This window comes from Bartonella sp. AS69XJJH, from assembly GCF_042195585.1.
In the GTDB taxonomy this organism is placed as follows: Bacteria; Pseudomonadota; Alphaproteobacteria; order Rhizobiales; family Rhizobiaceae; genus Bartonella.
Genome location: NZ_JBHIOO010000009.1, coordinates 22484 through 49139 on the forward strand (window position 1 = coordinate 22484; position 26656 = coordinate 49139).

At 37.3% G+C, this 26656-nt stretch carries 21 protein-coding genes; 7 read left to right on the plus strand and 14 right to left on the minus strand.

Going from position 1 to position 26656, the window contains the following annotated elements:
• Positions 1-48: 48 nt before the first annotated feature.
• From gltX (ACFIK6_RS05785) to ACFIK6_RS05815, 7 genes are all read right to left on the minus strand, one after another.
• Positions 49-1422, minus strand: coding sequence for a glutamate--tRNA ligase (gltX, locus tag ACFIK6_RS05785; RefSeq protein WP_375642158.1), 1374 nt, complete (start codon positions 1420-1422; stop codon positions 49-51).
• Positions 1423-1432: 10 nt separating this feature from the next.
• The gene (locus ACFIK6_RS05790) at positions 1433-3094 is read right to left on the minus strand and encodes an NAD+ synthase (protein ID WP_375677460.1); all 1662 of its coding nucleotides are present in this window, start codon (positions 3092-3094) and stop codon (positions 1433-1435) included.
• 122 nt (positions 3095-3216) lie between these two features.
• Positions 3217-4596 (minus strand): class II 3-deoxy-7-phosphoheptulonate synthase, encoded by a 1380-nt coding sequence (locus ACFIK6_RS05795; protein ID WP_375677461.1) that lies wholly within the window; start codon positions 4594-4596, stop codon positions 3217-3219.
• A 68-nt stretch (positions 4597-4664) separates the two neighbouring features.
• A complete protein-coding gene (gene gor / locus ACFIK6_RS05800; RefSeq protein ID WP_375642161.1) occupies positions 4665-6056 on the minus strand; it encodes a glutathione-disulfide reductase in 1392 nt (463 codons plus the stop codon).
• A gap of 201 nt (positions 6057-6257) precedes the next feature.
• The gene (locus ACFIK6_RS05805) at positions 6258-6827 is read right to left on the minus strand and encodes a DUF2059 domain-containing protein (protein ID WP_375642162.1); all 570 of its coding nucleotides are present in this window, start codon (positions 6825-6827) and stop codon (positions 6258-6260) included.
• 106 nt (positions 6828-6933) lie between these two features.
• Positions 6934-7638 carry a ribose-5-phosphate isomerase RpiA gene (rpiA, locus tag ACFIK6_RS05810; protein WP_375642163.1) on the minus strand — a complete coding sequence of 235 codons (705 nt, stop codon included), beginning with the start codon at positions 7636-7638 and terminating at the stop codon, positions 6934-6936.
• Positions 7639-8122: 484 nt separating this feature from the next.
• Positions 8123-10387 carry a ComEC/Rec2 family competence protein gene (locus ACFIK6_RS05815; protein ID WP_375642164.1) on the minus strand — a complete coding sequence of 755 codons (2265 nt, stop codon included), beginning with the start codon at positions 10385-10387 and terminating at the stop codon, positions 8123-8125.
• 111 nt (positions 10388-10498) lie between these two features.
• On the opposite strand from ACFIK6_RS05815, the gene gltX (ACFIK6_RS05820) reads away from it, so the two are divergent.
• The 7 genes from gltX (ACFIK6_RS05820) to ACFIK6_RS05850 all read left to right on the plus strand — a co-directional run bounded on the left by gltX (ACFIK6_RS05820) (position 10499) and on the right by ACFIK6_RS05850 (position 18390).
• Positions 10499-11929, plus strand: a complete 1431-nt coding sequence (gene gltX, locus ACFIK6_RS05820) for a glutamate--tRNA ligase (RefSeq protein WP_375642165.1) — start codon at positions 10499-10501, stop codon at positions 11927-11929.
• A gap of 252 nt (positions 11930-12181) precedes the next feature.
• Complete coding sequence (gene gltA / locus ACFIK6_RS05825) at positions 12182-13477, plus strand: citrate synthase (protein WP_375642166.1); 1296 nt, start codon at positions 12182-12184, stop codon at positions 13475-13477.
• Between the two features lie 644 nt (positions 13478-14121).
• On the plus strand, positions 14122-14874 hold the full coding sequence (locus tag ACFIK6_RS05830) for a transporter substrate-binding domain-containing protein (protein ID WP_375642167.1): 753 nt from the start codon (positions 14122-14124) through the stop codon (positions 14872-14874).
• Positions 14875-15278: 404 nt separating this feature from the next.
• A complete protein-coding gene (locus ACFIK6_RS05835) occupies positions 15279-16031 on the plus strand; it encodes a transporter substrate-binding domain-containing protein (RefSeq protein WP_375642168.1) in 753 nt (250 codons plus the stop codon).
• 79 nt (positions 16032-16110) lie between these two features.
• Complete coding sequence (locus ACFIK6_RS05840; RefSeq protein WP_375642169.1) at positions 16111-16833, plus strand: ABC transporter permease; 723 nt, start codon at positions 16111-16113, stop codon at positions 16831-16833.
• Entirely contained in the window at positions 16830-17537 is a 708-nt protein-coding gene (locus tag ACFIK6_RS05845) for an ABC transporter permease (RefSeq protein ID WP_375642170.1), read from the plus strand. Before ACFIK6_RS05840 ends, ACFIK6_RS05845 begins: the two co-directional genes overlap by 4 nt.
• Positions 17538-17616: 79 nt before the next feature.
• Positions 17617-18390 carry an amino acid ABC transporter ATP-binding protein gene (locus ACFIK6_RS05850; RefSeq protein ID WP_375642171.1) on the plus strand — a complete coding sequence of 258 codons (774 nt, stop codon included), beginning with the start codon at positions 17617-17619 and terminating at the stop codon, positions 18388-18390.
• Between the two features lie 20 nt (positions 18391-18410).
• Here the strand turns inward: ACFIK6_RS05850 and lpxB are convergent, their stop codons facing one another.
• The 7 genes from lpxB to rseP all read right to left on the minus strand — a co-directional run bounded on the left by lpxB (position 18411) and on the right by rseP (position 26653).
• Entirely contained in the window at positions 18411-19607 is a 1197-nt protein-coding gene (lpxB, locus tag ACFIK6_RS05855; RefSeq protein WP_375642172.1) for a lipid-A-disaccharide synthase, read from the minus strand.
• Positions 19600-20472: an LpxI family protein gene (locus ACFIK6_RS05860; protein ID WP_375642173.1), complete on the minus strand. Its 873-nt coding sequence runs from the start codon at positions 20470-20472 to the stop codon at positions 19600-19602. The genes lpxB and ACFIK6_RS05860 overlap by 8 nt, the downstream gene beginning before the upstream one ends.
• A gap of 2 nt (positions 20473-20474) precedes the next feature.
• The gene (lpxA, locus tag ACFIK6_RS05865) at positions 20475-21299 is read right to left on the minus strand and encodes an acyl-ACP--UDP-N-acetylglucosamine O-acyltransferase (protein WP_375642174.1); all 825 of its coding nucleotides are present in this window, start codon (positions 21297-21299) and stop codon (positions 20475-20477) included.
• A gap of 24 nt (positions 21300-21323) precedes the next feature.
• Positions 21324-21791, minus strand: coding sequence for a 3-hydroxyacyl-ACP dehydratase FabZ (gene fabZ / locus ACFIK6_RS05870; protein ID WP_375642175.1), 468 nt, complete (start codon positions 21789-21791; stop codon positions 21324-21326).
• Between the two features lies 1 nt (position 21792).
• Positions 21793-22839 carry a UDP-3-O-(3-hydroxymyristoyl)glucosamine N-acyltransferase gene (lpxD, locus tag ACFIK6_RS05875; protein WP_375642176.1) on the minus strand — a complete coding sequence of 349 codons (1047 nt, stop codon included), beginning with the start codon at positions 22837-22839 and terminating at the stop codon, positions 21793-21795.
• 65 nt (positions 22840-22904) lie between these two features.
• Positions 22905-25301: an outer membrane protein assembly factor BamA gene (gene bamA, locus ACFIK6_RS05880; RefSeq protein WP_375642177.1), complete on the minus strand. Its 2397-nt coding sequence runs from the start codon at positions 25299-25301 to the stop codon at positions 22905-22907.
• Positions 25302-25504: 203 nt separating this feature from the next.
• The gene (rseP, locus tag ACFIK6_RS05885) at positions 25505-26653 is read right to left on the minus strand and encodes an RIP metalloprotease RseP (protein WP_375642178.1); all 1149 of its coding nucleotides are present in this window, start codon (positions 26651-26653) and stop codon (positions 25505-25507) included.
• Positions 26654-26656 lie beyond the last annotated feature (3 nt).

Genomic DNA, 26656 nt, shown 5'->3' on the forward strand with positions numbered 1-26656 from the left:
ATCCCCTTTAAAAGTGAAATGAACGAAATGCTTAAAAAAAAGCCGCTCTTATTTCCTAGTGAGTCTTTCTGCTACCTTTTCACGCCCTAAAAGCTGCAAAATTTTTCCCATTTCAGGTCCATGGTCCATGCCCGTCAGTGCCTGACGTAATGGCATAAACAAAGCTTTTCCTTTTCGACCTGTTTTTTCTTTTAATGCTGTTGTCCAAATTTTCCAACTTTCCTCACTCAAAGCACCTTCAGGCAAGAAATCGAGTGATTGGCGCACGAAAGCACGATCTTCTAGTGTCACTGTATCAAAATTCTGTTCATCATGAATGATTTTCCACCACAAAACAGCATCATTGACTTTATTAATATTGCTTCTTATCGCGTTCCAGAAATATTCCGCCTTATCTCCCTCAATAGAAAGTTTTTTAAGGCGCATTTTTACTTCCTCATAGGTTAACTCATGGACAAGATGACTATTCAAAGCAAGAAGATCAGCAATATCAAATTTTGCAACGGATCTTGACGTATCTTGGAGATTAAAATGTTCTAAAAGCGCTGCTTGATTGGGATAGGGATGCACATTTTGCGATGTCCCAATCAAAACAGCAAGACACTGAACAGCTATAGATTCAAATCCTTCTTCCCGTAGAGAACGAATAGAAAGATCATTGTTACGTTTTGAAAGTCCTTTTCCTAAAACTGTTGCCAATAAATTGATATGACCAAAAACCGGTAATTCTGCATTAAGAGCTTTAAAAAGAGCAATTTGAGCGCCTGTATTTGTAATATGATCATCCCCACGAATAATATGCGTAATACCCATATCTACATCATCAACAACAGACGGCAATGTATAAAGATAGCTTCCATCTTCACGAATAAGAACAGGATCTGAAAGAGACGCCAAATCAATCGTCTGCTTTCCCTTTACGGCATCATTCCAGCAAACTTCTGTTCGCTTTGTTTGCAAAGGATCGCTTTCAAAATTAGGAAGAAGAAAACGCCAATGGGGTTTACGACCTTGAGATTCAAAGTTTTTTTTCTCTTCTGCTGTCAATTTTAATGCTGCACGGTTATAAATAGGAGGCAATTTGCGTGAAAGCTGGATTTTACGACGCCGATCTAATTCTTCCGCTGTTTCATAACAGGGATAAAGAAGACTACGTTGTTTGAGAATTTCCGCAACTTCATCATATCGATTAAATCGCTTAGATTGGTAATAAATTGCATCTGGTTGAATACCAAGCCATTTAAGGTCAACAGCAATAGCATCGATATATTCTTGTTTAGAACGTTCAACATCTGTATCATCATAGCGCAAAATAAATTCTCCTTTATGCGCTTGCGCATAAAGCCAATTGAAAAGCGCAATACGGATATTGCCAATATGAATATAACCTGTTGGAGAGGGAGCAAAACGAACTTTAACCATAAAATAATACTCAATTTTTATCGCGAAAATGATTGACTATGGGATAGCGACGATCGCGTCCGAAATTCTTGTAACTGATTTTTACACCGGGTGCAGATTGTCGTCTTTTATATTCGGCACCATAAAGAAGCTGTTCAACTTTCTCAATAGTTTCCCGTGAATGCCCACGTTTAATAATATCACAAATACTCATGTCATTTTCTACAAGAGATTGCAAGATATCATCTAAAATAGGATAAGGGGGAAGAGAATCTTCATCTTTTTGATTTTCCCGCAGCTCTGCAGAAGGCGCTTTTTCTATAATATTGTATGGAATGACAATTCCTTCTGGTCCTCTCAAATTGTGCAAGTGATTTTTATTGCGCCACTCAGCTAATGCATAAACCTGCATTTTATAAATATCTTTAAGAGGATTAAACCCACCATTCATATCACCATACAGTGTTGCATATCCCACAGCCATTTCTGACTTATTGCCTGTCGTTACCACCATTGAACCGAATTTATTTGAAAGAGCCATTAAAAGTGTACCACGTACACGGCTTTGAAGATTTTCTTCTGTCACATCAGGCGGCAACCCTAAAAAAACAGGCGCCATTGTATTCAAAAACGCTTCAACAGCTTGCACAATCGGTATTATTTCATAAGGACACCCTAAAAGTTGTGCGCATTCTTTAGCATCTTTTAATGATTCTTGCGAAGTATAATGATAGGGCATCAGAATGGCGCGAACCCTCTCAGCACCAAGAGCATCCACCGCCATTGCCGTACACAGGGCTGAATCAATTCCTCCTGAAAGACCAAGAATAACATCCTTAAAGCGATTTTTATTGATGTAATCTCTCAAACCTAAAACACAAGCTTGATAATCGGCCGCTAATCCATTGAGAAGACTTTCTTTAGGACCTGAAATACAGTGCCAGCCCGTCGTTGTTTTTTGCCAATGGGTTAAAGCAATATGGCTATCAAAGTGTTTCATTTGAAATATCTTTTTTCCTTCTCCATTCAAGGCAAAAGACCCGCCATCAAAAACGAGCTCATCTTGACCACCAACTTGATTAGCATAAATAATGGGTATCCCAGATCGTAGAGCTTGCGTATGAACAATATCTATACGTTTTAAAGTTTTATTACGATAGTAGGGAGATCCGTTAAGGACAAGAATAATTTCTGCTCCTTTATCTTTAAGCTCTGTACTAAGAGAGAAATCATTCCAAAGATCTTCACAAATGACTATTCCTAATTTGATTCCATGATAAACAATAGGCTCAGGACGTGGACCTGAAGAAAATAAACGCTTTTCATCAAATTCAGCATAATTAGGTAAATCAAACTTCAAACTTTCGGCAATGACTCTCCCTTCATCAAGAAGCATGACACCGTTGTAAATATTGCCATTGCGTCTTAATGGAAGACCAATGACAATTCCTGGTCCGCCTAAAGTTATCTTTGCTAATTTCTTAACAGTCTCTTCACATGTTTTTATAAAAGCAGGTTTTAGAACAAGATCTTCCGGCGGATAAGCGCTTATAAAAAGTTCTGTGAATAAAACAAGATCAGCCCCCTCTTCTTTGGCCTTTTGATGCGCCATAACAGCTAAAGAAAAATTCCCCTCAATATCACCAACAATAGGATTTAATTGGGCTATGGATACCCGAAAATCATTTTTCATAAGCCTTTGTATCATTTCATCAGTTTAGCAACCACAACTTTATTCTTCATCATCTGAAATATTACTTTTTTAAAAATTCTCTTCTGCCATAATGACCTAAAAAATATTAGGCAAATTTTTGCCTACCCACCAGCAGCAATTGCTAACGAGTCAGTCACACGATTTTTTTTAAGGAGTTCAGCAACAAGAAAAGCCAATTCTAACGCTTGATCTGCATTTAACCGTGGATCACATTGTGTATGATAACGATCAGACAAATCGTCCACAGAAATGGCATGCGCCCCTCCTGTACATTCAGTAACATCACGACCTGTCATCTCAATATGAATACCTCCTGGATAAGTTCCCTCTCCACGATGCACTGCAAAAAAATTCTCTACTTCTTTTAAAACATAATCAAAGGGACGCGTCTTATAACCATTGGCAGTAATTGTATTGCCATGCATTGGATCACATGACCATATAACCGCACGCTTCTCGCGTTCAACGGCACGGATGAGTTTAGGCAGATAACTTTCAACTTTATCATAACCAAAGCGCGTAATGAGAGTAAGCCGCCCCAGTTCGTTTTCAGGATTTAAAATATCAATTAATTTTAAAAGCTCATCAGGTTCAATGGAAGGACCACATTTTAATCCTATAGGATTCTTAATGCCGCGACAATATTCAACGTGAGCATGGTCAATCTGACGTGTACGGTCACCAATCCATAACATATGACCGGATGTTGCATACCAATTTCCTGAAGTTGAATCAATCCGAGTTAAGGCCTCTTCATAACCAAGCAACAGTGCCTCATGACTGGTATAAAAAGATGTTTCACGCAATGAAGAATGTGTTTTGGATGTAATTCCTATAGAACGCATAAAATCAATTGCTTCAGAAATACGCTCTGCCAATAATTCATAACGTTCCCCCTGCGGACTGTTAGAAACAAAACTCAGCATCCATGTGTGAACATTTTCTAAATTAGCATAGCCACCTTGTGAGAAAGCACGCAATAGATTAAGTGTTGCTGCAGATTGGCGATAAGCCATAGACATCCGTTGCGGATCTGGAATACGAGAACCGGCTTCAAATTCAATGCCATTAATAATATCCCCACGATAAGCAGGAAATTCAACGCCCTCTTTTCTTTCGATATCAGAAGAGCGAGGCTTTGCAAATTGACCAGCAATACGACCAATTTTAACAACCGGTTTAGAACTACCAAAGGTCAAAACAATCGCCATTTGCAAAAATACACGAAAAAAATCACGGATATTATCAGCTTCATGTTCTGCAAAGCTTTCGGCACAATCACCACCTTGCAATAAAAAAGCTTGGCCTTTCGCAACTGCTGCTAATTCATTTTTTAAATCACGTGCTTCACCGGCAAAAACTAAAGGAGGATAGCTTCTCAGTTTTCGCTCAACATCTTCTAACATAGACTTATCCGGATAAGTCGGAACTTGTTTAATTGGCCTTGTTCTCCAAGAGTCAGGCGCCCATTCTTTTATCATTACACTCTCTCTAAAGATTAATTTTACAGATTGGCATATCAAAAACTTTTTACCATAATATATGCTGTTTAACTTTCTACTTTCTTCCCATTTTCATATATATAACTTGGTTTATACATCGTTACCAATTCTTCTGCCATCGTTGGATGCACTGCCATCGTCTCATCAAAGATATCCTTCGTCAGCTTACCCTTGAGAGATATCCCTATAAGCTGTGCCATCTCACCAGCATTTTCCCCTAAAACATGAGCGCCTACAACAATACGGCTTTCACCATCAACAATGAGCTTCATAAACATTTTTTCTGAATTCCCAGAAAGAACATTGCGCATAGGACGAAAAACTGTACGATAAATTTCAAGACGCTTATAACGCTTTACCGCCTCTTCTTCTGAAAGACCAACCGTTCCAATCTCTGGCTGTGAAAAAACTGCTGTTGTAATTAAATCATAATCAGGTGTTGTGGGAATATTCTCAAACGCAGTCTTCACAAAACACATTGCATCATGAATCGCAACAGGTGTTAATTGAATATGACCTGTTACATCACCAACGGCCCAAATATGGGGGATATTTGTTGTCATTCTTTCATCAACAACAACTGCACCAAATTCATTCACCTTAATACCGGCCCTATCAAGACCTAAACCGACTGTATTTGGTACACGCCCCGTAGCCAACATAATCTGATCGGCACTGATCATTTCCCCGTTTGTTAAAACAACTTTATAACAATTTTCTACAGCTTGCACTTTAGAAATTGTTATGCCATAGAGAATAGAAATCCCTTTTTCAATCATTGCATCGCTGAGCAATTGCCGCAAATCATGATCAAAATTACGAAGGATTAAATCACCTCGATGGAGTAGTGTTGTTTTTACACCTAATTCATGAAAAATATTAGCGAATTCAACACCAATATACCCTCCACCAACAATGACTATTGATTTTGGGAGTTGATCAAGGTCAAAAATCTCATTAGAAGTAAGGCAAAATCCACCACCTTCTATGGAAGTATTTGATGCAAATCTTGCCCCTGTTGCAATCAAAATTTTCTCTGCACTTACCCGCTCACCCGTGGCAGAAAGCTCTAATGTGTGATCATCTATAAAAGTAGCACGACTTTCATAAATATGCACATTATTATTTTCTAATCCCTTACGATACAGCCCTTCTAACCTTGATATTTCTTTATTTTTAGCTGCAACCAACTTTTCCCAGCTAAAAATTGGATCCGCATATTTCCACCCAAAACCAACACTTTTCTTAAATTCTTTTACATATTGTGATGCATAAACATAAAGTTTTTTGGGAACACAACCACGAATAACACAAGTGCCCCCTATACGATATTCCTCTGCTATAGCGACCCGCTTGCCAAGCCCCCCAGCAAGCCGTGCTGCACGTACTCCACCAGAACCACTTCCAATAACAAATAAATCAAAGTCAAAAGAGCTCACGAATTATTCCTTCTTATATCTGCAAGAGTAGGCTAAGGTCTTTTATTATCAAATGAAAGTCTTTTTTTCTTTTGAAGAAACCTTTTTTATAAAGCCGTATTCTAAAAAGACCTCCTCTCATTAAAATATTAAAAACGGCGGGAAAACCGCCGCTATTAAAAAAATCAGAAATTGCCCATTGTTGACATGATATCGATCAAGCTATTTTTTATTTTCTGAAGATTCTGATTTTATAGGCATATTTGTAGGCATAGTAGAATTATTCAAATTAAGTGTTTCAGACATCTCTTTTTTCACATTTTCTACAAGATCCCGCATAAGAGCAGTACGCCATATATCAAATGCTGAATAAGAATCACGTGCAATATTGGGGACTTCTGTCAAAAACTTTTTACCGGTATCAGAATTATAAAATGTTGTTATCGCATCAAGCTCTTTTTGAGTAAAATATTTTGCATATACATGAGCAATCTCTTTTTCTAGATCAGAGCGCCTTTTAATTAAAGCAAGCGCCTGCTTATCAACAATATCAGAAATAGCTGTTGCCAAATTCGGATCATCGCTGATCAATTCATTTTTGAAATCATGGACCGCATTGGGTAAAAAACTATCAAATTGATCCGTTGCATGAATAGCTCTGATTGCCTTTCGCGCTGAATCTAAATGTTGATCACTCACACCTTGTGCATAAACCATTCCAACATTCACAAAAAAAATAGCAATTGCACCAAAATATACGACAAAACGCTGAAAAGAAAATATTATTTTCATTTAATGATTACCCCGATCGCTAATTATAATTTTAATTCGTTATTCTACCTAAAATCTTTAAGACCCTTTTTTACTATGCTAACATATCATCATGTAAATGCCTTTTCTAAAAATCAAACGGTTCTAAAACTTTTATTTGACCATCAGCCATAGCGACAATTGCACGTGAAGCCAATCCTAAAAAAAGGCCATGCTCAACAACACCAGGAATGGCAAGAAGTGCATCCGATAATGGTTTTGGTTGCAAAATACAGCCCCAAAATGCATCAAGAATAAAATGCCCACCATCTGTTTCAAAAGGATTTTTTCCATTCATTCGCAATGCAATTTCTCCAGAAAGCCCTAAATCATCAGCGACTTTTTCAATGGTTTTGCATGTTGTGTGGATACCAAATGGATTAACTTCAATTGGTAGTGCAAAAGCACCAAGTCTTTTTACCATCTTTGTTTCATCAGCAATGACAAGCATTGCACGAGATGCCGATGCTACAATTTTTTCATACAACAATGCTCCCCCTCCCCCTTTAATGAGCATCATCTCAGGACCAATTTCATCTGCTCCATCAATATCAAGATCCAGTTCAGGTATTTGTTCTAAAGTGCTAACAGGTACTCCAAACTTACGACAGAGTTGTTCAGAATATCTTGAAGTAGCAACACCAGTCACATGCAAACCATCCGCAACACGCTCGCCTAGAAGACGAATAAACTCATTGACTGTCGAACCAGATCCGATACCAAGCCGCATACCATCTTCAACAAACTCAAGCGCTTTTATAGCTGCCATTTTTTTTAACTGCTGAACATCCATGAATGACTTTGCCTTTTATCCGTATAAGCAGCATTTATCACCCCTATTACCACCGATAATAGTGATAATAAAAGATAACCTTTTGACGCAATCTATTTAAATTTACCATCATCTTTTGCTTGAAGAGATGTTACTCGTTATAGAAATATATGATAAGAATAAAATAGAATAATCAACAATTATCTTTTTTATTTCTTTAAGAAAATTTGTTAGCATTTTTCTCATTCAATAAGAATTTTTGTTTTATCTTGTTCTATCAATAGGATGCACAAAGATACACATATCAATTTTTTTGAACAATTTAAAATGATCATATATAAAAAAATCATCTATTTTTAGAAAACTGTAGATTATTATCTCGTTTCAATGACGTTGATAAACTTACCAAGTGAAATACCGTAAAATATTATCAGAAAAGTCTTCTATTATTTTTTGTTTTGTCATTATCCAAATGTGAAGCAAAATATGATAGATTATATATTTTTTATGAATGCTGTCTGTGCATATTCCATGGTCTATGAAACCCTAGCGAAGACCAAATAATATCTCCACCTTCGGTCATCATAACGCTTCCTCGTGATAACAATTGTTGAGGCGTAAATATTATTTTTGCCTTCTTGTTACAAGTTGGATTATGCATTACAAATGTCTGAATGAGAATATCTGCCTCTACACATTGATCTGTTTCTCTCTGTAAAACAATCACTTTTAATCCATTCTCTAATAATGACGTACATACATAATAATCACAAATAAATTGTCCGTGCAACGAAGGACCATATTTTGTTGGTTTAATCGTTTCATTCACACGAAATGACTTTTTCCATATGGATGTCGTGAACTTAGAGATATGGTAACGATCGATATATAGCTTTTTATCATGAATAACGCCCACGAGACGCATATTATCTGCTATAATCAGTTGTACAGGTGAATGCATTACACAAATAGAAATACCAGCCAAAATAAATAAACTAAAAAAGAGCCGGATGGGTGTTTTGCAAAAAGTCAGTCCAACCAAGCCTATACTCAATAAAACTAACGCTGATAACGGCATAAAACCAGGATTCAAATCAGGAGAAATAGCCTTGATAGCATGCGCAATCTTTATTACAAGATCAACTCCAAACCCCATAATTTGAAGGGGGAGCCATTCGAATCCTCCTAACATTGCGAGGACTGCAATTAATCCAAAGGGAATGACAAAAATTGAGATGACAGGCAAAGCAAAAGCATTACTGATAATGCTCAAAGATGCCATATTAGAAAAATGATAAGCAGCATAAATTCCACTTGCACTCCCTGCAACAAGGGAAGAAGCACAGGTTGAAAGCATCGATAAGAAAGCAAAATTTATCACTCCTCCTCCAACATACGAGGGCGTTGTTTTTCTTTTACGAAAAAATGACCTTCCACTCCACCAATCAAAAAAAGCGATCAAAGCAGCAGTCGCAGAAAAGGACATTTGAAAGCTAGGACCTAATATTTCATGGGGTGTCATCGCCAGAGTTATCAACCCTGCAATAGAAAAATTACGCATTGTTATAGCTGAGCGATTACACAATATAGCAACCAACATAACAGCAATCATCACAAAACTTCTTTGCGCTGATATTGCTAGGCCCGACAATAACAAATAAAAAGCTGTTATCATAAACGCAACGATAGCAGCAAATTTTTTACTGGAATAATAGGAAGAAAAAACTGGAAAAAATGCTAAAAAACTACGGATACTCAAAAGAACTATGCCGCTTAACAACGCCATATGTAAACCTGATATTGATAAAATATGGGCTAAACCAGCCGTACGTAATGCTTCATTTGTCTCATTTGAAATACCAGCACGCTGCCCTGTTATGAGAGCAGCTGCAACATTCCCCTTTTCTCCTTCAAGGGCTATACGGATTCTTTGTGTCATCTTCGTGCGTAAATTTTCAATTTTCTGTAAAATGATAGCAAATATTCCATCAGGCTGCGAAACGGATATTTTTCTTGGTTTTCCTAAATAAACGCCTTGTGCCCCAATTCCTTTAAAATAATTATGAAAACTAAAATCGTAGCCTCCTGGACGCACTGGCCCAGAGAATGCACGAATCCTAACTTTTCCATGCAGTCCATCACCAATCGCTAAGCCAGATGGCAAATATCTTGCCGATAAACGAACACGATGAAGACTATGGCGTAATATGGGCTTTTCTGTACTCAAAATATCCAAAACTAAACGAAATCCTCCTTTGGCGCCTGACTCAATAGAAACAATTCTTCCCGTCAATGTAGTGATAATGTCACTGCTTAACATAGGTGTTGCAATACGCCACGTTTCTATTTTTGCCGCTAAAGAACCTAATATAATACAAAACAAAAATCCCACGGGAATCCATATTTTTCGATAAAAACGTACCACATAGAATATTCCCAGAAAAATACTGACCAACGCCCCCAATTGTCCCCAACTTGGTTCCCACTCTAAATGAAAATAGAAAATAATTCCTAGGGCAAAAAAGACTAAAATCAGCGAAAAAAGGATACCAAAAGAAACTTCTTTACTGATACAATCTTCTAACCATTTGCGAAAAAAAATGATTATTCCTTTTAAGAGTGTCAATAAAAAAAGTTTTTGTTGGTTATAACTGCTGTTCTTTGTATCATCATATTCAGAAAAAACACTTTGCCCTATTTGGCATGGCTTTTTTCTTTCTGTAACAGATTTTTCGGATAAACCCTCTTTAACTTTACTTTTATAAAACATCCGTCCCCCACTTTAACTCGCAATACGGCTATTGCACACCCCATCACTTATGTTAACATGACTTTTCTATAAAATTCCATAAGTAATATCTTAGTTTAAAGGAAAATATTCGTGTCTGTTATTACTCGTTTTGCCCCTTCACCTACTGGCTTCCTTCATATTGGTGGTGCTCGTACTGCTCTTTTTAATTGGCTTTATGCAAAACATACCGGTGGAAAAATGCTTTTACGAATTGAAGATACAGACCGAGAGCGCTCAACAGAAGAAGCTGTAAAAGCTATTATAGATGGGTTACACTGGATGGGGCTTAGTTATGATGGCGCCCCTATTTCGCAATTTGAACGTTCTGAACGTCATCGCCAAATCGCCGAACAGTTGGTCAAAAACGGCAAAGCATATTATTGTTATGCTTCACCTGAAGAGTTAGCTGAAATGCGTGAAAAAGCTCGTGCAGAAGGGCGCCCACCACGTTACGATGGACGTTGGCGGGGCCGTGACTGTTCTGAAGCTCCTAAAGGTGTTAAGCCTGTTATTCGTATCAAGGCTCCACAAGATGGAGAAACAATTGTGCATGACCGAGTCCAAGGTGACGTTCGCTTCCCTAATAAAGATCTAGATGATTTTATTATTTTGCGCTCTGACGGCTCGCCTACCTACATGCATGCTGTTGTCGTTGATGATCATGATATGGGTGTAACACATATTATACGCGGTGATGATCATCTTACAAATGCAGCACGCCAAACAATTATCTTCAATGCAATGGGGTGGGATATCCCTGTTATGGCCCATATTCCTCTTATCCATGGTGAAAACGGTGCAAAATTATCAAAGCGACATGGTGCACTCGGTGTTGATGCCTACCGGATAATGGGATATCTTCCTGCTGCTTTGCGCAATTACCTTGTCCGTTTAGGTTGGAGTCATGGTGATGACGAACTGATGTCACTTAAAGATATGATTTCTTGGTTTGACATTGAGGATATTAACAAAGGTGCTGCTCGTTTTGATCTCAAAAAGCTCGATTCCATCAACGGACACTATATGCGCATGAGTAATGATCAAGAACTTTTTGATGCCGCTCTTAATATTCTACCAGAAATCGATAGGGGAGCACAAATTATTGAAAGACTTGATGAAAAACGCCGTGTTCAATTTTTAAAAGCAATCCCGCATTTGAAAGAACGTTCAAAAACACTGTGCGAACTGATTGACAATGCCTCCTTCATTTTTACGCAACGACCTTTACAACTTGATGAAAAAGCACAAATGCTCTTAGATAAAAATGGACGCACCATTTTAAACGATCTTTATCTTGCCCTGAAAGCTTGCCCCTCTTGGGATACAAAAAACCTGGATGAAATACTTCGCTCTTGTGTACAAACACAGAATCTCAAATTTGGATCTATCGCCCAACCACTTCGCGCAGCTCTTACAGGATGTGCAACATCACCAGGTGTTTTGGATGTTCTTATTTTATTAGGACGCGATGAATCTCTTCATCGCATCAAGGACCAACTTATCGCCCATGATGTGTACTGAGTATATTTCCTCAAATATGGATCTATACAGATATCTCAACGCCCCCTAAAAGAGTTTTTTATGTTATATCATTGAAATACATTTTTTATTGAGTAATAATGCTCAATAAGGAAATATTTTTAGATTGCATGTACTCACTTTTGGAGGCAATCTACCCTTAATATAAGTAAGAAAAGCTTCAGTTATACATCCCCCACTCTGATGAAGCAGAGTCTTAATTTTTAGAAGTGAAGGATCTGAAAGGAATACCGAATGTCTGAGAGTAACGCATATATTATTGTGAATGATAAAAAAGTAGAGCTTCCCTTGCGTAAAGGTACGATTGGACCTGAGGTCATTGAAATTGCTTCTCTCTACAAAAAAACCGATATTTTTACTTATGATCCTGGTTTTACTTCAACAGCTTCTTGTGAATCAAAAATTACTTATATCGACGGTGATAAAGGCATATTGCTTTATCGTGGTTATCCTATTGATCAATTAGCTGAGAAAGGAGACTTTCTCGAAAGTTGTTATCTTTTACTTTATGGAGAACTCCCAACACAGCAAGAAAAAAATGAATTTGATCGATGTATTATGCAGCATACCATGGTACACGAACAGTTTTCACGTTTTTTCCACGGCTTCCGTCGTGATTCTCATCCTATGGCCGTCATGGTTGCCTGCCTTGGCGCTATGTCTGCATTTTATCACGACTCTATTGATATTACAGATCCTCACCAGAGAATGATTGCTTCCGTTCGTCTTATCTCAAAAGTTCCAACGCTTGCTGCTATGGCCTATAAATACAGTATTGGACAAGCATTTGTTTATCCACGTAATGATCTTAGTTATGCCGCAAATTTCCTCCATATGTGCTTTGCTGTTCCTTGTGAAGAATATAAGATAAACCCCGTGCTTGCTCGGGCGATGGATCAAATCTTTATCCTTCATGCAGATCATGAGCAAAATGCTTCTACATCTACTGTACGTCTTGCTGGATCCTCGGGTGCTAATCCGTTTGCCTGTATTGCAGCAGGTGTTGCATGCCTTTGGGGACCAGCACATGGTGGTGCCAATGAAGCATGTCTAAAAATGCTACAAGAAATAGGTTCTATTAAAAGAATTCCTGAATTTATTGCACGTGCAAAAGATAAAAATGATCCTTTCCGCCTTATGGGCTTTGGGCACCGCGTCTATAAAAATTATGATCCACGCGCAAAAATCATGCAAAAAACCTGTCATAAAGTTTTAAAAGAACTCAACATTCAAGATGACCCGCTTCTTGATATTGCAATAGAACTTGAAAACATTGCCTTAAGTGATGAATATTTTATTGAGAAAAAGCTTTATCCCAATGTTGATTTCTATTCCGGCATTACATTAAAAGCTCTAGGTTTTCCAACTGAGATGTTTACTGTCCTTTTTGCATTGGCGCGCAGTGTCGGGTGGGTGGCACAATGGAAAGAAATGATTGAAGACCCTGCACAAAAAATTGGTCGTCCTCGACAACTCTACACAGGCTATGCTATGCGTGACTATGTTCCTATAGATGAACGTGCAAATTAAAAAAAGAAATCAATAAAGCTTCAATTTACTGAAGCTTTATTGAGAGTGATAAAAAACATCCTTTAAGAATTTTTATAAAACGTGATTTTTAAACTCTTTCTACAGAGATAACATCATCATAAAAATTTACCTTGTAATCCTCATTATCTTTAATGGAAATGTATTCCCTATCATTCCCTCATGTTTAAAAGCCTTATTACAGATTAAAATCTAGCAATGTCAGAATTTTTCTTTCTATCTTCTCCAGATAAAATTGCAAAAGGCTTATATTAAGTGCTTCTCTAAGATGCCAAAACTTCTTATCTCTCTTCAAGTAGATTAGAATAAAAATACTTTACATTTTGTCCTGTTAAGAGCTGAAATTTTCTTCGTATTTAAGTTGATCGTTTTTCTTTAAAGATAAATTATTGATTTTTAAATAAAATTATTAAAAATCATCATATAATCAACAAAAGGTGACCTTCTTTCCTGTATTTTTTATTCCCATACTTGATAAGAATAAATCATTTTTTTGATAATGATATCCAGCATAATGGTAGCAAAATGAACAAAGATAAATTTTTTACATTGCTCCAAAAGAGCTTACAGATTATAAAAACTCATGATGGTTTCATATTTGCCAGCTTATCTAATAGGAGAACATAATGAAATTATTAGCAGGAGCTCTTATAATAAGCGCGACACTGTTTACCCTATCGGCCAATTCTCAAACGCTGAAAATTGCAAGCGATGCTTCTTATCCACCATTTAGTTATATTGACTCAAATAACGAACTTCAAGGGTTTGATATTGATATATCTTATGCGCTTTGTAAAAAAATGAATGTTAAATGTACTATTGTCACACAAGATTTCGAGGGGATGATTCCCGGTCTTCTTGCAAAAAAATACGATGCTATCGTTTCTTCCCTTTCTCCTACAAAAGAGCGCTTACAAAAAATTGATTTTACAGATCCTTACTACAACACTGTACTCGCTGTTATCGTTACCAAAAATTCGGGAATTAAAGAAATCTCGACACAAGACTTTAAAGGTAAAAATCTTGGAGTACAATCAAATACAACACAAGCTGCATATGCAGAAGATCATTATGCCTCTGAAGGAGTGAATATCAAACTTTATCCTACAGCAACAGAAGTTAATCGTGACCTTTTAAGCCATCGGCTTGATATCATCATCTTTGATAAGTTAAAAGCATTAAATTGGCTTGAAAATGAGGGAAAAGATTGCTGTCTCCTCTTAGGAACTCTAGAAGAAACAAAATTTCCTATTGCAATTGCACTCCGTCAAAATAATAATGATCTTAAAAACAGTTTTAATAAAGCAATAGAAGAAATCCGCGCCGATGGAACCTATGAGAAAATTATGAGAAAATATTTTACTTTCGATATCGATTAGATGTCACTATGAATTAAAATTCAATCTGTATATTTAAGGAGTATTTTAAACTCTTTATATGCAAGTGTAATTGGAAATTCGGCATTTTTATAAGAAAATTTACATTTATCAAAATCTAATTTTTTCTTTATGTTCAAATTGAGTAGCCTTATTTTCACGAAAAATCTTCAGTTTTTACCCATGAAATGATTCAAATCAATCATTTCGTGAAAATTGATTTGTCATACAATCAATAAGATATTTATTCTTTTTTTATCAATAAAAAAGATAATTTTTTGGTAATAATATCCAACATAATAATCTAAAATAAACATCAGTAAATTTTTGAATTGCTCCCAAAAAGCTTACAGATTATAAAAACATAATGATCTCATATTTGCCCGCTTATCCAATAGGAGAACATCATGAAATTATTAGCAGGAGCTCTTATAATAAGCACCGTACTATTCACCCAATTGGCTGATGCAAAAACATTAAGAATTGCGAGTGAAGGCACCTACCCTCCCTTTAGTTATATTGACTCAAATAATAAATTGCAGGGACTTGATATTGATATATCTTATGCACTTTGTAAAAAAATGAATGTTGAGTGTACTATTGTTACACAAGACTTCGATGGAATGATCCCTGGACTTATTGCAAAAAAATATGATGCTATCATTGCTTCCCTCTCTCTCACACAAGAGCGCTTACAAAAAATTGACTTCACAGATCCTTACTACGATACAGCACTGGCTGTTATTGTTACCAAAGCTTCGGGAATTAAAGAAATCTCGACAAAAGATTTTAAAGGCAAAAATCTTGGTGTGCAATCAAATACAACACAAGCTTTCTATGCAGAAGATCATTATGCCTCTGAAGAGGTGAAAATAAAACTCTATCCTTCCACAATAGAAGTGAATCGTGACCTTTTAAATCATCGACTTGATGTGATTATTGTTGATAAATTACAAGCATTAAATTGGCTTAAAAATGAAGGAAAACATTGCTGTCTCTTCTTGGGAACTCTAGAAAAAACAAGATTTCCTGTTGCAATTGCAGTCCGTCAAAATAATAATGATCTTAAAAATAAGTTCAATGAGGCGCTAAAAAAAATTCGTTTGGATGGAACTTATGAAAAAATTATGAGAAAATATTTTACAAGTGATGTTTATTAAATATCAATATAATATTTGAATGAAACCCGCTGATTATTGATAAAAAATATTATCTAACTCTTTCATGAGGAACACAGGAATGATTGAAAATTTAGCATTGCTATCATTTAGCAATGGTGGATGGGGAGTGGTTATACTTTCCAGTGCAGGAATGACTTTGTCATTGGCATTATGTTGTGGCCTTCTAGGATTTCCTCTAGGACTTCTCAATGCAGTGATGATTCGATCCAATATTAAGATGGCCAAAGCTATGGCACGCCTCTTTTCAACAATATTTCGTGGGCTCCCAGAGCTTTTAACTTTGTTTTTAGTTTACTACGGATTACAAAGCCTTATTCAAAATTTATTTGACTATTTTAATTTTGAAATCATGTTCAGTATCAATGCTTTTGTTGCTGGTGTTCTTGCTCTTAGTATGGTTCTTGCAGCTTTTTCTTGTGAAGTTTGGCTTGGAGCATTTAATATTTTTGATAAAGGTCAATATGAAGCAGCTAAAGCTTTAGGACTTTCACGGTCAACCACATTTTTTCGTATTGTCTTTCCTCAGCTCATCCGAAATGCCTTGCCAGGACTTTCTAATAATTGGCTTACTTTACTGAAAGATACATCCCTTGTTTCCACCATCGCGCTTGTTGACCTCATGCGACAAACGAATCTAGCTGTCGCTGCTACCAATAAACCCATGCTATTTTATTTTGTAGCATGCTTACTCTATTTGTTATTTTCAGCGTTTTTTACTGCAATCCTACGCCATTTAGAAACATACACTCAAATAGGCTATAAAAAGGTGCTAGGTCAATGATTCCTGAGTGGCTTTATTTTCTTTTTAATCCTGATCTTTTAAGTCATTATGGACCAAAATTTATTAATGGCTTCATTGTTACTGTTGAGCTTGTTTCTATTTCTTGTTCTCTAGGTCTTTTTCTTGGTATGCTTATCGCTTTTGCACGTCTATCAAAGAATACATTTTTACAATATTTTGCAAATGCTTATGTCTATTTTTTCCGTGGCTCTCCTTTATTAGCTCAACTCTTTCTTTTTTATTATGGGCTTGGTTCAATGAACAGTTTATGGCAACAAGTGGGGCTATGGTGGTTTTTTCAAAACGCATGGTATTGTTGTCTTTTTATTTTTACACTCAATTCTGCTGCCTATCAATCTGAGATTTTTAAAGGAAGTTTTCTATCCGTAACAACTGGACAACGTGAAGCATCAAAAGCTTTAGGTTTAAGCAACTCTGTCACATTTTTTAGAGTTATTCTTCCACAAGCAATGATTGTAGCATTACGCCCCCTAGGAAATGAGTTGATTTTAATGATTAAATCCAGTGCTCTTGCCTCACTTATTACTGTTTATGATTTAATGGGGGTTGCTAAACTCACTTATTCACGGACTTTCGATTTTCAAGTTTACGTTTGGGCTGCTCTTATCTATCTCTTTATCGTTGAACTCATTCATCGTTTTATTGTTTTTATCGAGCAACGCCTCACTCGATATTTACGGTAAATAAAATGATCATAAAAAACTTTACCAAACCAAAATGTTGAATTAATCAAGTTCTTCATCCATGAAAGAATAAAATAAGATGAATTTGAAAAATAATAAATCGATCTCTCACAGTGAAAACCCTGTAATCTCTATTCGAAATCTAAATAAATGGTATGGAAACTTTCAGGTCCTACATGATATCAACCTTAATGTTCAAGCTGGTGAACATATCGTTATTTGTGGACCATCCGGATCAGGAAAATCAACGTTAATTCGTTGTATTAATCAATTAGAACAAGCACAAAAAGGTTCAATCTGTATCCATAACGTTGATATCCATACTGCTCCTATGCAACAACAAAAAAATGTTCTTCGTAAGATAGGAATGGTCTTTCAGAACTTTAATTTATTTCCCCACATGAGCGTTATACAAAATTGTATTTTAGCACCCATGACAGTTCAAGGGCTTTCCAAAAAACAAGCGCAAGAACGGGCAATTCGTTACTTAACGCATGTTGGTATTGAAAAACACTGTGAAAAATATCCTTTACAACTTTCTGGTGGGCAACAACAACGTGTTGCGATTGCCCGTGCACTTTGTATGGAACCTGAAGTCATGCTTTTTGATGAACCAACCTCTGCTCTTGATCCAGAAAGTGTGGGAGAAGTTTTGGAAGTGATGGCTCGATTGGCCGATACAGGAATCACAATGCTTTGTGTTACCCATGAAATGGGCTTCGCACGTAAAGTCTCAGAAAGAATACTCTTTCTAGAAAATGGAAAAATTATTGAAGATGCAGCCTCTGAAGAATTTTTTACCAATCCTAAAAGCCAACGTGCTTGTAATTTTCTTGCTAAAATTAAATATTAATCATTAAAATATTGCTTTATTTATACAATTTTATTCCTGCTTTTTAAAAGAGTGATAATTGTTTGTGCGCCAACATCCCCCGATGGCACTTCAGTTTTCATTTTCTGTTCTAGCATCTCAAAGGAATCAAGTTGTGCCTGTCGTATTAAAGGATTATACAAAAGTTGTTCTACTTGTCTTGCTAACATGCCTGGGCGTAGAAATTCATTCAAATATTCCGGTACAATAGGCTTATCAGCAATAATATTGGGAAGAGCAGCACTCCATAACATCATTTTAGGAAAAATAAATAATTTAGAAAAGCGATCAAGTTTATAGCAAAGAACCATAGGGATTTTTGCTAACGCTAATTCAAGTGAAACAGTTCCATGTGCAGCAAGTGCAACATCTGCTTGTGCAAAAGCACGCCATTTTTCATCTTCACCAACTACAATTTCTATCTTGCTTTTCCAGCCTTGCACAAAGTCACGGATTCTATCTACCAAATGAGGTAAGGTTGGTAAAATAATACGTAAATGAGGAATACGTTGTACAAGAATCTCTACTGTTTCTTGAAAAATAGGCATTAAGGAACGAATTTCTGAATTGCGTGATCCTGGCAGAATAACTAATCTAGGAGATGATTTTTGTGCATCGATCAAATTTCTTTGTTTTAATTGGCACTCTTTTTCTGATTGAACTCTCAAAAGGGGAGGATATGTTAAAAGACGATGTCCAACATAGGTTGTGGCAGGGCCTCCCAAATCTTGCATAATCTTTTCTTCAAAAGGAAAAACCGCTAAAACATGATCAACAAATCCACACATAGCTTTTGCACGTTCTGGCCTCCATGCCCAAACGGTTGGTGCAATATATTTAATAATAGGAATAGAGGGCGCTAAAACGCGCACCTTTTTTGCAACACGATGCGTGAAATCAGGACTATCAATAATAATGAGGCAATCAGGTTGTTCTTGTGCAATAAATTTGGATAAATTGCGAATATGTAGCAACAACAATGGTAGTTTTTTCAACACCTCCTTCAAACCTATTAAAGCAATATCATGGGAATCAAAAAAGCTTTTTAAACCTAATGCCTTTAAATGCCTCCCCCCAACACCAATCAAATGAATATTGCACCCTGTTTGTTGTGATAAACAAGAAATCAAATCTGCCCCAAGTAAATCACCAGATTCCTCACCTGAAACCACAGCAATCTTTAAGGAACAATTATTCATGACCAAACCTTTCAAATGTCTCTATAAATAGAGAATATTTGTTGGCTTTTTCTACTGTTGTTTTCACCGATAATATTAGACTTCTATTTGCCTCCACCGCAACACCAGATAAGCCACTCTTTGCAACATTCATTATTGTCGCGGGCCCAATTGATGGTAAATCAACGCGATTATCCTGTTGTGGTTTTGCACATTTTACAAGAATGCCACCTTTAAGGGGAATTTGCCCTCTTTCTCTCATTTCACAAACCCGCCACAGCATATTATCAGTTCCCTCTGCACCCTCCAGTGCAACCACTCTCCCATTGATAGCCACAACTGCTTGCCCGATATCTAATTGACCTAAAAGCTTTGCTGCTTCTGCTGCTAAAAAAATATCTTTTTTCTCTTTTGGAGTAGCACGCCGCACTGTTAAATTAAATTCTATGGGAGCTAAAAGGTCTGGGACTATTTCGTGAGCACCAACAACGCGAAAACCATACGTTTCAATAACCCGTATAAAAGCTTTTAATAACGCATCGTCCCCCCTCTTCAAAGCTCGGATTAACTTAGGAAGAGCTAAAAATGTTGTCCAGTCCAGTCGCAATTGTTTAAGAAGTGGACGCTTTTTCACACCACCTGCCAAAACAACATTATATACACCAGCCTCTTTTAAAATTTTAACGAGTCGTGCTAACTCTACTATTGATAGCTCGCAATGCTCATAGCGATAAAGAACAGAATCTGCCTCACCACGCAAAAGAACAAGAAAAGGATTTTCTCCATTCTTCTCAAGAGTCTGCGCAACGGTAATCGGTAGAACACCATTTCCTGCTATAATAGCAGTACGGCCGGAAAGAAAACTTCTGGCTCCCCAAATAGGCATTTTTAATCCTTATGTTCTTTTATTCTATCACCTTCAAATTTTGGTGTACAATAAAAACGCTTTCCTTCTTCTTTAATAAAATTAACAACTTCAGAAACAGATTGAGAAGAAGAATAGAAAGAAGCAACATCACTGATACGCTCTTTAAAGGGTTTGCTATGATCAAAAAGCATGGCAACCGCATGACGGAGTGCATGAATATCTTGACGCTCAAGTCCTGCACGCTTCATACCAATAATATTGAGGCCAGCAAGTTTTGCCTGCACACCAACAGCTGTTCCATAAGGTATCAGATCACCAACCAGGGCAGATACGCCGCCGATAAATGCATGATGTCCAACACGAACAAATTGATGAACAGCAGCACCACCACCGATAATCACATAATCACCAATAGTAACATGACCAGCAATCATTGCGTTATTGGCAAATGTTACATGATTGCCTACATAACAATCGTGAGCGATATGCGCATAACAAAAAAATTGGCAATTATCACCAACAACTGTCATTCCTATACTCGAATCGGAACCCCTATGCATTGTTACACCTTCACGAATCGTACAATTCTTACCAATAAAAAGAGTTGTAGCCCCTCCTTTATGTTTATTATTTTGCGGATCTGCTCCTAAAACGGCATGAGAAAATACTTTACTCTTAGCTCCTAACGTTGTCTTTCCCATTATTACAACATGACTTGTCAAACTACATTCATCACCAATAACAGCCTCTGAACTAATATGGCAAAATGGTCCAACGCGTACATTCTCACCAAGCTGCGCTCCCTTCTCCACAAGAGCAGTTGGATGGATTTTCGTACCGGACATTTTTAAATTCCCATCAAATATCGTTTATTCTTCTTCAACAATCATCGCAGCAATTTCAGCTTCAGCGACGCGGACATCTTCTACTTTTGCAACACACGAAAAACGTCTCATACCAGATCTTTTTTTCAAAAGCTGAACATGAATCTTGAGCTGATCACCAGGCATAACCGGCTTGCGAAATTTTGCCTTATCAACCGTCATAAGGTAAACTAAATTTGTTTTCTTATTGCCTAAATTTAAAAGTGCTATTGCTCCTGCCGTTTGTGCCATAGCTTCTAAAATCAAAACTCCAGGCATAACAGGCTTTGCGGGAAAATGTCCCGTAAAATGCGGCTCATTAATCGTTATATTTTTAATACCAATAGCTCCTTGTTCACCATCAATATCAACGATACGATCAATCAATAAAAATGGATAACGGTGCGGTAATATTGATAATAGTTTTTCAATATCGACAACCTCTAAGTTTTTAGTCTTTTCATTGCTGATCATATCAGCGTTTCTCCTTTTTAACTTTTCCCATACTGCGCAACGCCGCCACTTCACGAAACCATTGTTTAAATGGTCGAGCTGGACTACCTCCCCATTTTTCTCCATCCGGAATGTCATTCATAACACCACTACGAGCAGCAATCTGAACAGATTTACCTATTATGATGTGATCGGCTACTCCAACACCTCCACCAAGCTGAGACATATCCCCTATAGATGTACTTCCCGCAATGCCACATTGAGCGGCAATAAGACAATAGCGGCCAATTTTTACATTGTGGGCAATTTGTACAAGATTATCAATCTTGCTTCCTTCACCAATAACAGTATCTTGAAATGTTCCACGATCAATTGTCGTGTTCGCACCAACTTCTACACCATCCTCAATAATAACGCGACCAAGCTGTGGAATTTTCTCGATTCCAGAAACACCCCCAACATAACCAAAACCATCTTGCCCAATGCAAACACCAGGATAAAGCTGAACCTTATCACCTATTATAGAACACTGAACTGTTACCTTAGGAGCAATATAGCAGTCACATCCAATACGGCAGTTTTCACCGATAACAGCTGTGGATGAAATAAGAGTTCCTGCACCAATCTCAACATTTCTACCAATAACAGCTCCCGCTTCAATACACACATCATGTGCCAACTTAGCCGTTGGATGAATATGCGCATGCGATGAAATTCCCTTCTGTCCCAACCAAGACATTGGCTTGACAGAATCTGGAAACAAAATACGACCAATCTGAGCAAAGTCACGCTGTGGTGTGGATGTCACCAAAATTGCCATAGTTTCGGGAACTTTAAAAACAATCTCATTCGTACAAAAAACAGCAACAGCAGAACTGTCCAGTAAAGCATCAGAAAACTTCCGATGCTCTACAAAAACAAGAGAACCTTCCACAGCACTCTCAAGTGAAGAAAGAGTATTGATAACTTTATGAGAAAACTCTGGATTAAGAAGCTTTGCACCCGTCAACTCAGCAGCATTTGCAACTGTCAATCGTCGGGACGGCGTAAAAAAAAATGTATCCGCCATCAAAACACTTTCTCTCCCAGCTTAAGCTATTCTCTTCAAGTTTTTCCTTCTTAAAATCGCTCAAATCAGAACTTCGTAGAAATACCAAAGTTCAATTGTTGCAAACGATCACCTTCCTGCTTCGTTATTGGCCAAGCATAATCAAAACGCAAAGGACCAAACGGAGAATCCCACATCAAACTTACACCTGCAGATGAACGCCAAGCACTTTTGGTATTGGTAACAGGCGGTTCACCCTTAAAAACGGCTTTATAATTATTGCCATAAAGCGTGGCAATATCCGCAAATAAAGCACCGCGCAACCCGAATCCTTCAGGCACAACAGGGATAGGAAACTGTACTTCAGCAGTCGCATTCATATATGTCGTTCCCCCCAAGAAATAAACCTCACCCTTACTGGAAACCTGACGCGGACCTATTCCATTATATTTGAACCCTCGAATCATATCAGAATTTACTTTAAACATATCGAAAATACGAACACCATCTCGGCCCATTCCGTGGATATAACCACCGCCAAAGGAAAGCAAACCAACAATATCCTTCTGTTCAGAAAGAGTCTTGTACATCATCGCCTTACCCGTGGTCTTCAAGAACTTTGCACGTCCACCAAGCCCTGCATATTCCTGAAGAAGATGCACGTACCACCCATCATGGGGGGATCTCATATCATCAATCGTATTATAGGTGAAACCATAACTAATTGATGAACGTTTCCAAGGGCTGTTTTTTGCAGCTTGAACAATCGCACCAGAATATTTCCCATATAATTCTATTATGTCACTCTCTTTGTCAAAATCATACTCTCCGCCAAAATCATATTCTTCCTGCACATAAGAATAAGCTACATTAGCAGATAATTGATTATTAATAGGTAACGAAAACCGCAACGATCCACCTGTCTGTCGTACATCATAGGCTTTATCAGCACGATAAGTACTACGAAAAACATCAACGCCAGCAGATAAACGATACCCTAAGAAATAAGGATCAACGAATGACAAATTATAATTACGAGATTTCTCTTGCCCCGCACCTAATCCTAAACGAACATATTGACCACGTCCCCCAAGATTACGTTCAGTAACAGAAACTTCAAGTGACATACCAGGACTTGTTCCCCCTGTTGTATACCCTCCAGAAAGAGAGAGATCTCCTGTTGAAGCTTCAACGACATCTATTACCAAAATAACTTGGTCAGATTGATCTGTGGGAACCATTGAAATATTAACGGCTTTGAAGAAACCTAAACTTTCTAGACGACGTTTTGCCCGCTGTAATAAAGTTTGATTGTAAGCATCTCCTTCGTTTAAATCAATCTCACGGCGAATGACGTAATCACGTGTTTTCTCATTGCCACGTATATCAATACGCTGAATATAAGCACGTGTACCCTGTTCAATATTATATAAAATTGAAATTGTATGATTTGCTAGATTACGATTTCCCCGCGGTTCAACTTTAGCAAAAGCATATCCCGAATCAGCAACCTTGTTATTAATAATTGCAACAGACTGCTCAATATCTTCTGCACTATAAATATCACCTGGCTGGGTTTTAAGCACCCTTTTCACAGATTGAACGTCAATTCCATCAACATCACTTTCAACCTGAATATCGCTAATTTTATAGAGCGCCCCCTCATCAAGAACGAAAGAAATTTTATACGTATTGCTTGCTGCATCAAAAGTTGCTTTAGAAGAGACTACACGAAAATCTGCATAACCACGGTTATAATAGAAGCGACGTAAAGCTTCTTCATCAACAGCGAGGCGCTCTTCACTGTAAACATCACCCCCCAACAACTTCGAAAAAATTCCTGAAGTTTTTGTTGAAATCACATCACGCAAACGGCGACTTCCAAAGACACTATTTCCCTTAAAAGTGATATCACCAATCTTTGTTTTTTTCCCTTCAACAACATTAAATACCACATTAACCCGCCCTTTTCCAAGGTTAATCGTTTGAACGTTAACAGTGATATTATTACGACCAAGAGTTTTATAAGCTTCACGAATTGTATTTATATCAGCAGAAAGCTTAGCAGAATTAAAAGGCTCATTCGGTTTTAAAGAAATAAACCGCTTAAGATCTGGGTCTTTAAAAGATTTATTTCCCTGAAACAATATTTGATTGACAACCTCATATTCTTTTACGAATACAACCAATTTATCACCCACCGGATTTATTTTAACATCATAAAATAAACCCAATTCGAAAAGATTCTTTACAGCATTATCAACATCACCACTGGAAACCCCCTGCCCAACCTTAATCCCCATATTGTCTCGAATCGCCTGAGAACTTACAAACTTATTCCCACGAACCTCAATAGAGCGGACTACAGACGCTTGTATTTCTCCAACCGCAGCAATTGACATAAAAACCGTTGCTGGGGCAATCATCCCCATCTTTAACACCAATATAGATGCTGCATTTAAAAACTTTGAATTCGTAGTCATTGGTTTTTTTACCTTACTCTTGTTCCTCGGACATGATGCCTTAAAAAGCTAACTGCCATAACAACCTTTTTACAGCGAGACTTTTCATTCCTTAATTACTCATTATAATGTACAACGCCACAACATTTTGTAGACATGGTAAACAACCTTCAATTTGTTTTCGCTATTATTACTTAATTTATAAAGCTTTTTCCATAATTTAATTAGCTAAACCAACAAAAATAATCATTAAAAAAGACAAAGATCATAAAAAGGAGAAGAATGGAAAAACCTAAACGAAAAACGATTCCCTGAATTTTAGCAGATATTCTCCTCCCTGTAATGACCTCAATGACATGCAATAAAAGATGCCCACCGTCAAGCGGTAGAATCGGAAAAAGGTTAATAAGCCCAACACTTATTGAAAGAAAAGCTGCCAAATTCAACAAAGAGATAAAACCTGTCTCGCTCACTTTCCAAGCAATTTTAACGGTTTTAGAAGGTCCACTTAGCCGACAATGATCCTCTTTGCCTCCTATTAAACGACTCATAAAAAGAACGGTTTGAGTGACGATAAACACAGTACGGTCTGATGCTTCTCTTACAGCCGTTACAAAACCATAGCGAATATGTTTTATATAAGCTGGATCTAAATGTGCAGGATTATTTAAATCAACAGGAACACCTACACCTATCATAGCACTTCGTGTTCGATTACCAAATCCATCATCTCGCTCAACGACTTTCGGGGTAATCATCGTTGTAAAGACTCGCCCCATGCGTTCTATTTTAAACTCTATGGGTTCTCTTCCGTGAAAAGCTACATAATTCATCAAATCTTCAAAGCTTTTAACCCGTCGTCCATCCATTTCAACAAAACGATCCCCTAATTCCAAACCGGCTTGAAGAGCAGGGCTATCTTTTACCAAAGAACCAACAACGGGCTCAATGGCTACACGACCATAGATAAAGAAAAAAAATGTTAGAATAACAACAGTAAAAAGAGCATTGAAGAAAGGGCCGGCAAAAACAGTTGCTGCTTTCTTCCAAGCATGCGCACTAGCAAATGAACCCTCAGCAATCAGAGATGATTGGGATGATTGCGTATCGATTTTTTCCTCATCCCCAACAAATTTTACATAACCTCCTAAGGGGATAAGTGCTAAACGCCACTTCGTGCCATGCTTATCTGTATAACTCGCTATTTCTGGTCCAAATCCAAGCGAAAAAACTAACGCCTTAATACCACACCACCGACCAATAAGATAATGCCCAAATTCGTGCACAAAAATGATAACCATAATGATGAAAAGAATACTCAAACTTCTTAAAAGAAAACCACCCATAGTGACAATATGATTTAAAAGTTCCAAACT

Bases quoted from the DNA above. Each gene is read 5' to 3' on its own strand.
- ACFIK6_RS05860 (WP_375642173.1), bottom strand. From the start codon at position 20,472: ATGCCTATTTGGGGAGCCAGAAGTTTTCTTTCCGGCCGTACTGCTATT.
- bamA (WP_375642177.1), bottom strand. From the start codon at position 25,301: ATGACTACGAATTCAAAGTTTTTAAATGCAGCATCTATATTGGTGTTA.
- ACFIK6_RS05815 (WP_375642164.1), bottom strand. From the start codon at position 10,387: ATGTTTTATAAAAGTAAAGTTAAAGAGGGTTTATCCGAAAAATCTGTT.
- ACFIK6_RS05790 (WP_375677460.1), bottom strand. From the start codon at position 3,094: ATGAAAAATGATTTTCGGGTATCCATAGCCCAATTAAATCCTATTGTT.
- ACFIK6_RS05835 (WP_375642168.1), top strand. From the start codon at position 15,279: ATGAAATTATTAGCAGGAGCTCTTATAATAAGCACCGTACTATTCACC.
- lpxB (WP_375642172.1), bottom strand. From the start codon at position 19,607: ATGAATAATTGTTCCTTAAAGATTGCTGTGGTTTCAGGTGAGGAATCT.
- ACFIK6_RS05850 (WP_375642171.1), top strand. From the start codon at position 17,617: ATGAATTTGAAAAATAATAAATCGATCTCTCACAGTGAAAACCCTGTA.
- fabZ (WP_375642175.1), bottom strand. From the start codon at position 21,791: ATGATCAGCAATGAAAAGACTAAAAACTTAGAGGTTGTCGATATTGAA.
- rpiA (WP_375642163.1), bottom strand. From the start codon at position 7,638: ATGGATGTTCAGCAGTTAAAAAAAATGGCAGCTATAAAAGCGCTTGAG.
- gltA (WP_375642166.1), top strand. From the start codon at position 12,182: ATGTCTGAGAGTAACGCATATATTATTGTGAATGATAAAAAAGTAGAG.
- ACFIK6_RS05805 (WP_375642162.1), bottom strand. From the start codon at position 6,827: ATGAAAATAATATTTTCTTTTCAGCGTTTTGTCGTATATTTTGGTGCA.
- ACFIK6_RS05795 (WP_375677461.1), bottom strand. From the start codon at position 4,596: ATGATAAAAGAATGGGCGCCTGACTCTTGGAGAACAAGGCCAATTAAA.
- lpxA (WP_375642174.1), bottom strand. From the start codon at position 21,299: ATGTCCGGTACGAAAATCCATCCAACTGCTCTTGTGGAGAAGGGAGCG.
- gltX (WP_375642158.1), bottom strand. From the start codon at position 1,422: ATGGTTAAAGTTCGTTTTGCTCCCTCTCCAACAGGTTATATTCATATT.
- ACFIK6_RS05845 (WP_375642170.1), top strand. From the start codon at position 16,830: ATGATTCCTGAGTGGCTTTATTTTCTTTTTAATCCTGATCTTTTAAGT.
- ACFIK6_RS05830 (WP_375642167.1), top strand. From the start codon at position 14,122: ATGAAATTATTAGCAGGAGCTCTTATAATAAGCGCGACACTGTTTACC.
- lpxD (WP_375642176.1), bottom strand. From the start codon at position 22,839: ATGGCGGATACATTTTTTTTTACGCCGTCCCGACGATTGACAGTTGCA.
- ACFIK6_RS05840 (WP_375642169.1), top strand. From the start codon at position 16,111: ATGATTGAAAATTTAGCATTGCTATCATTTAGCAATGGTGGATGGGGA.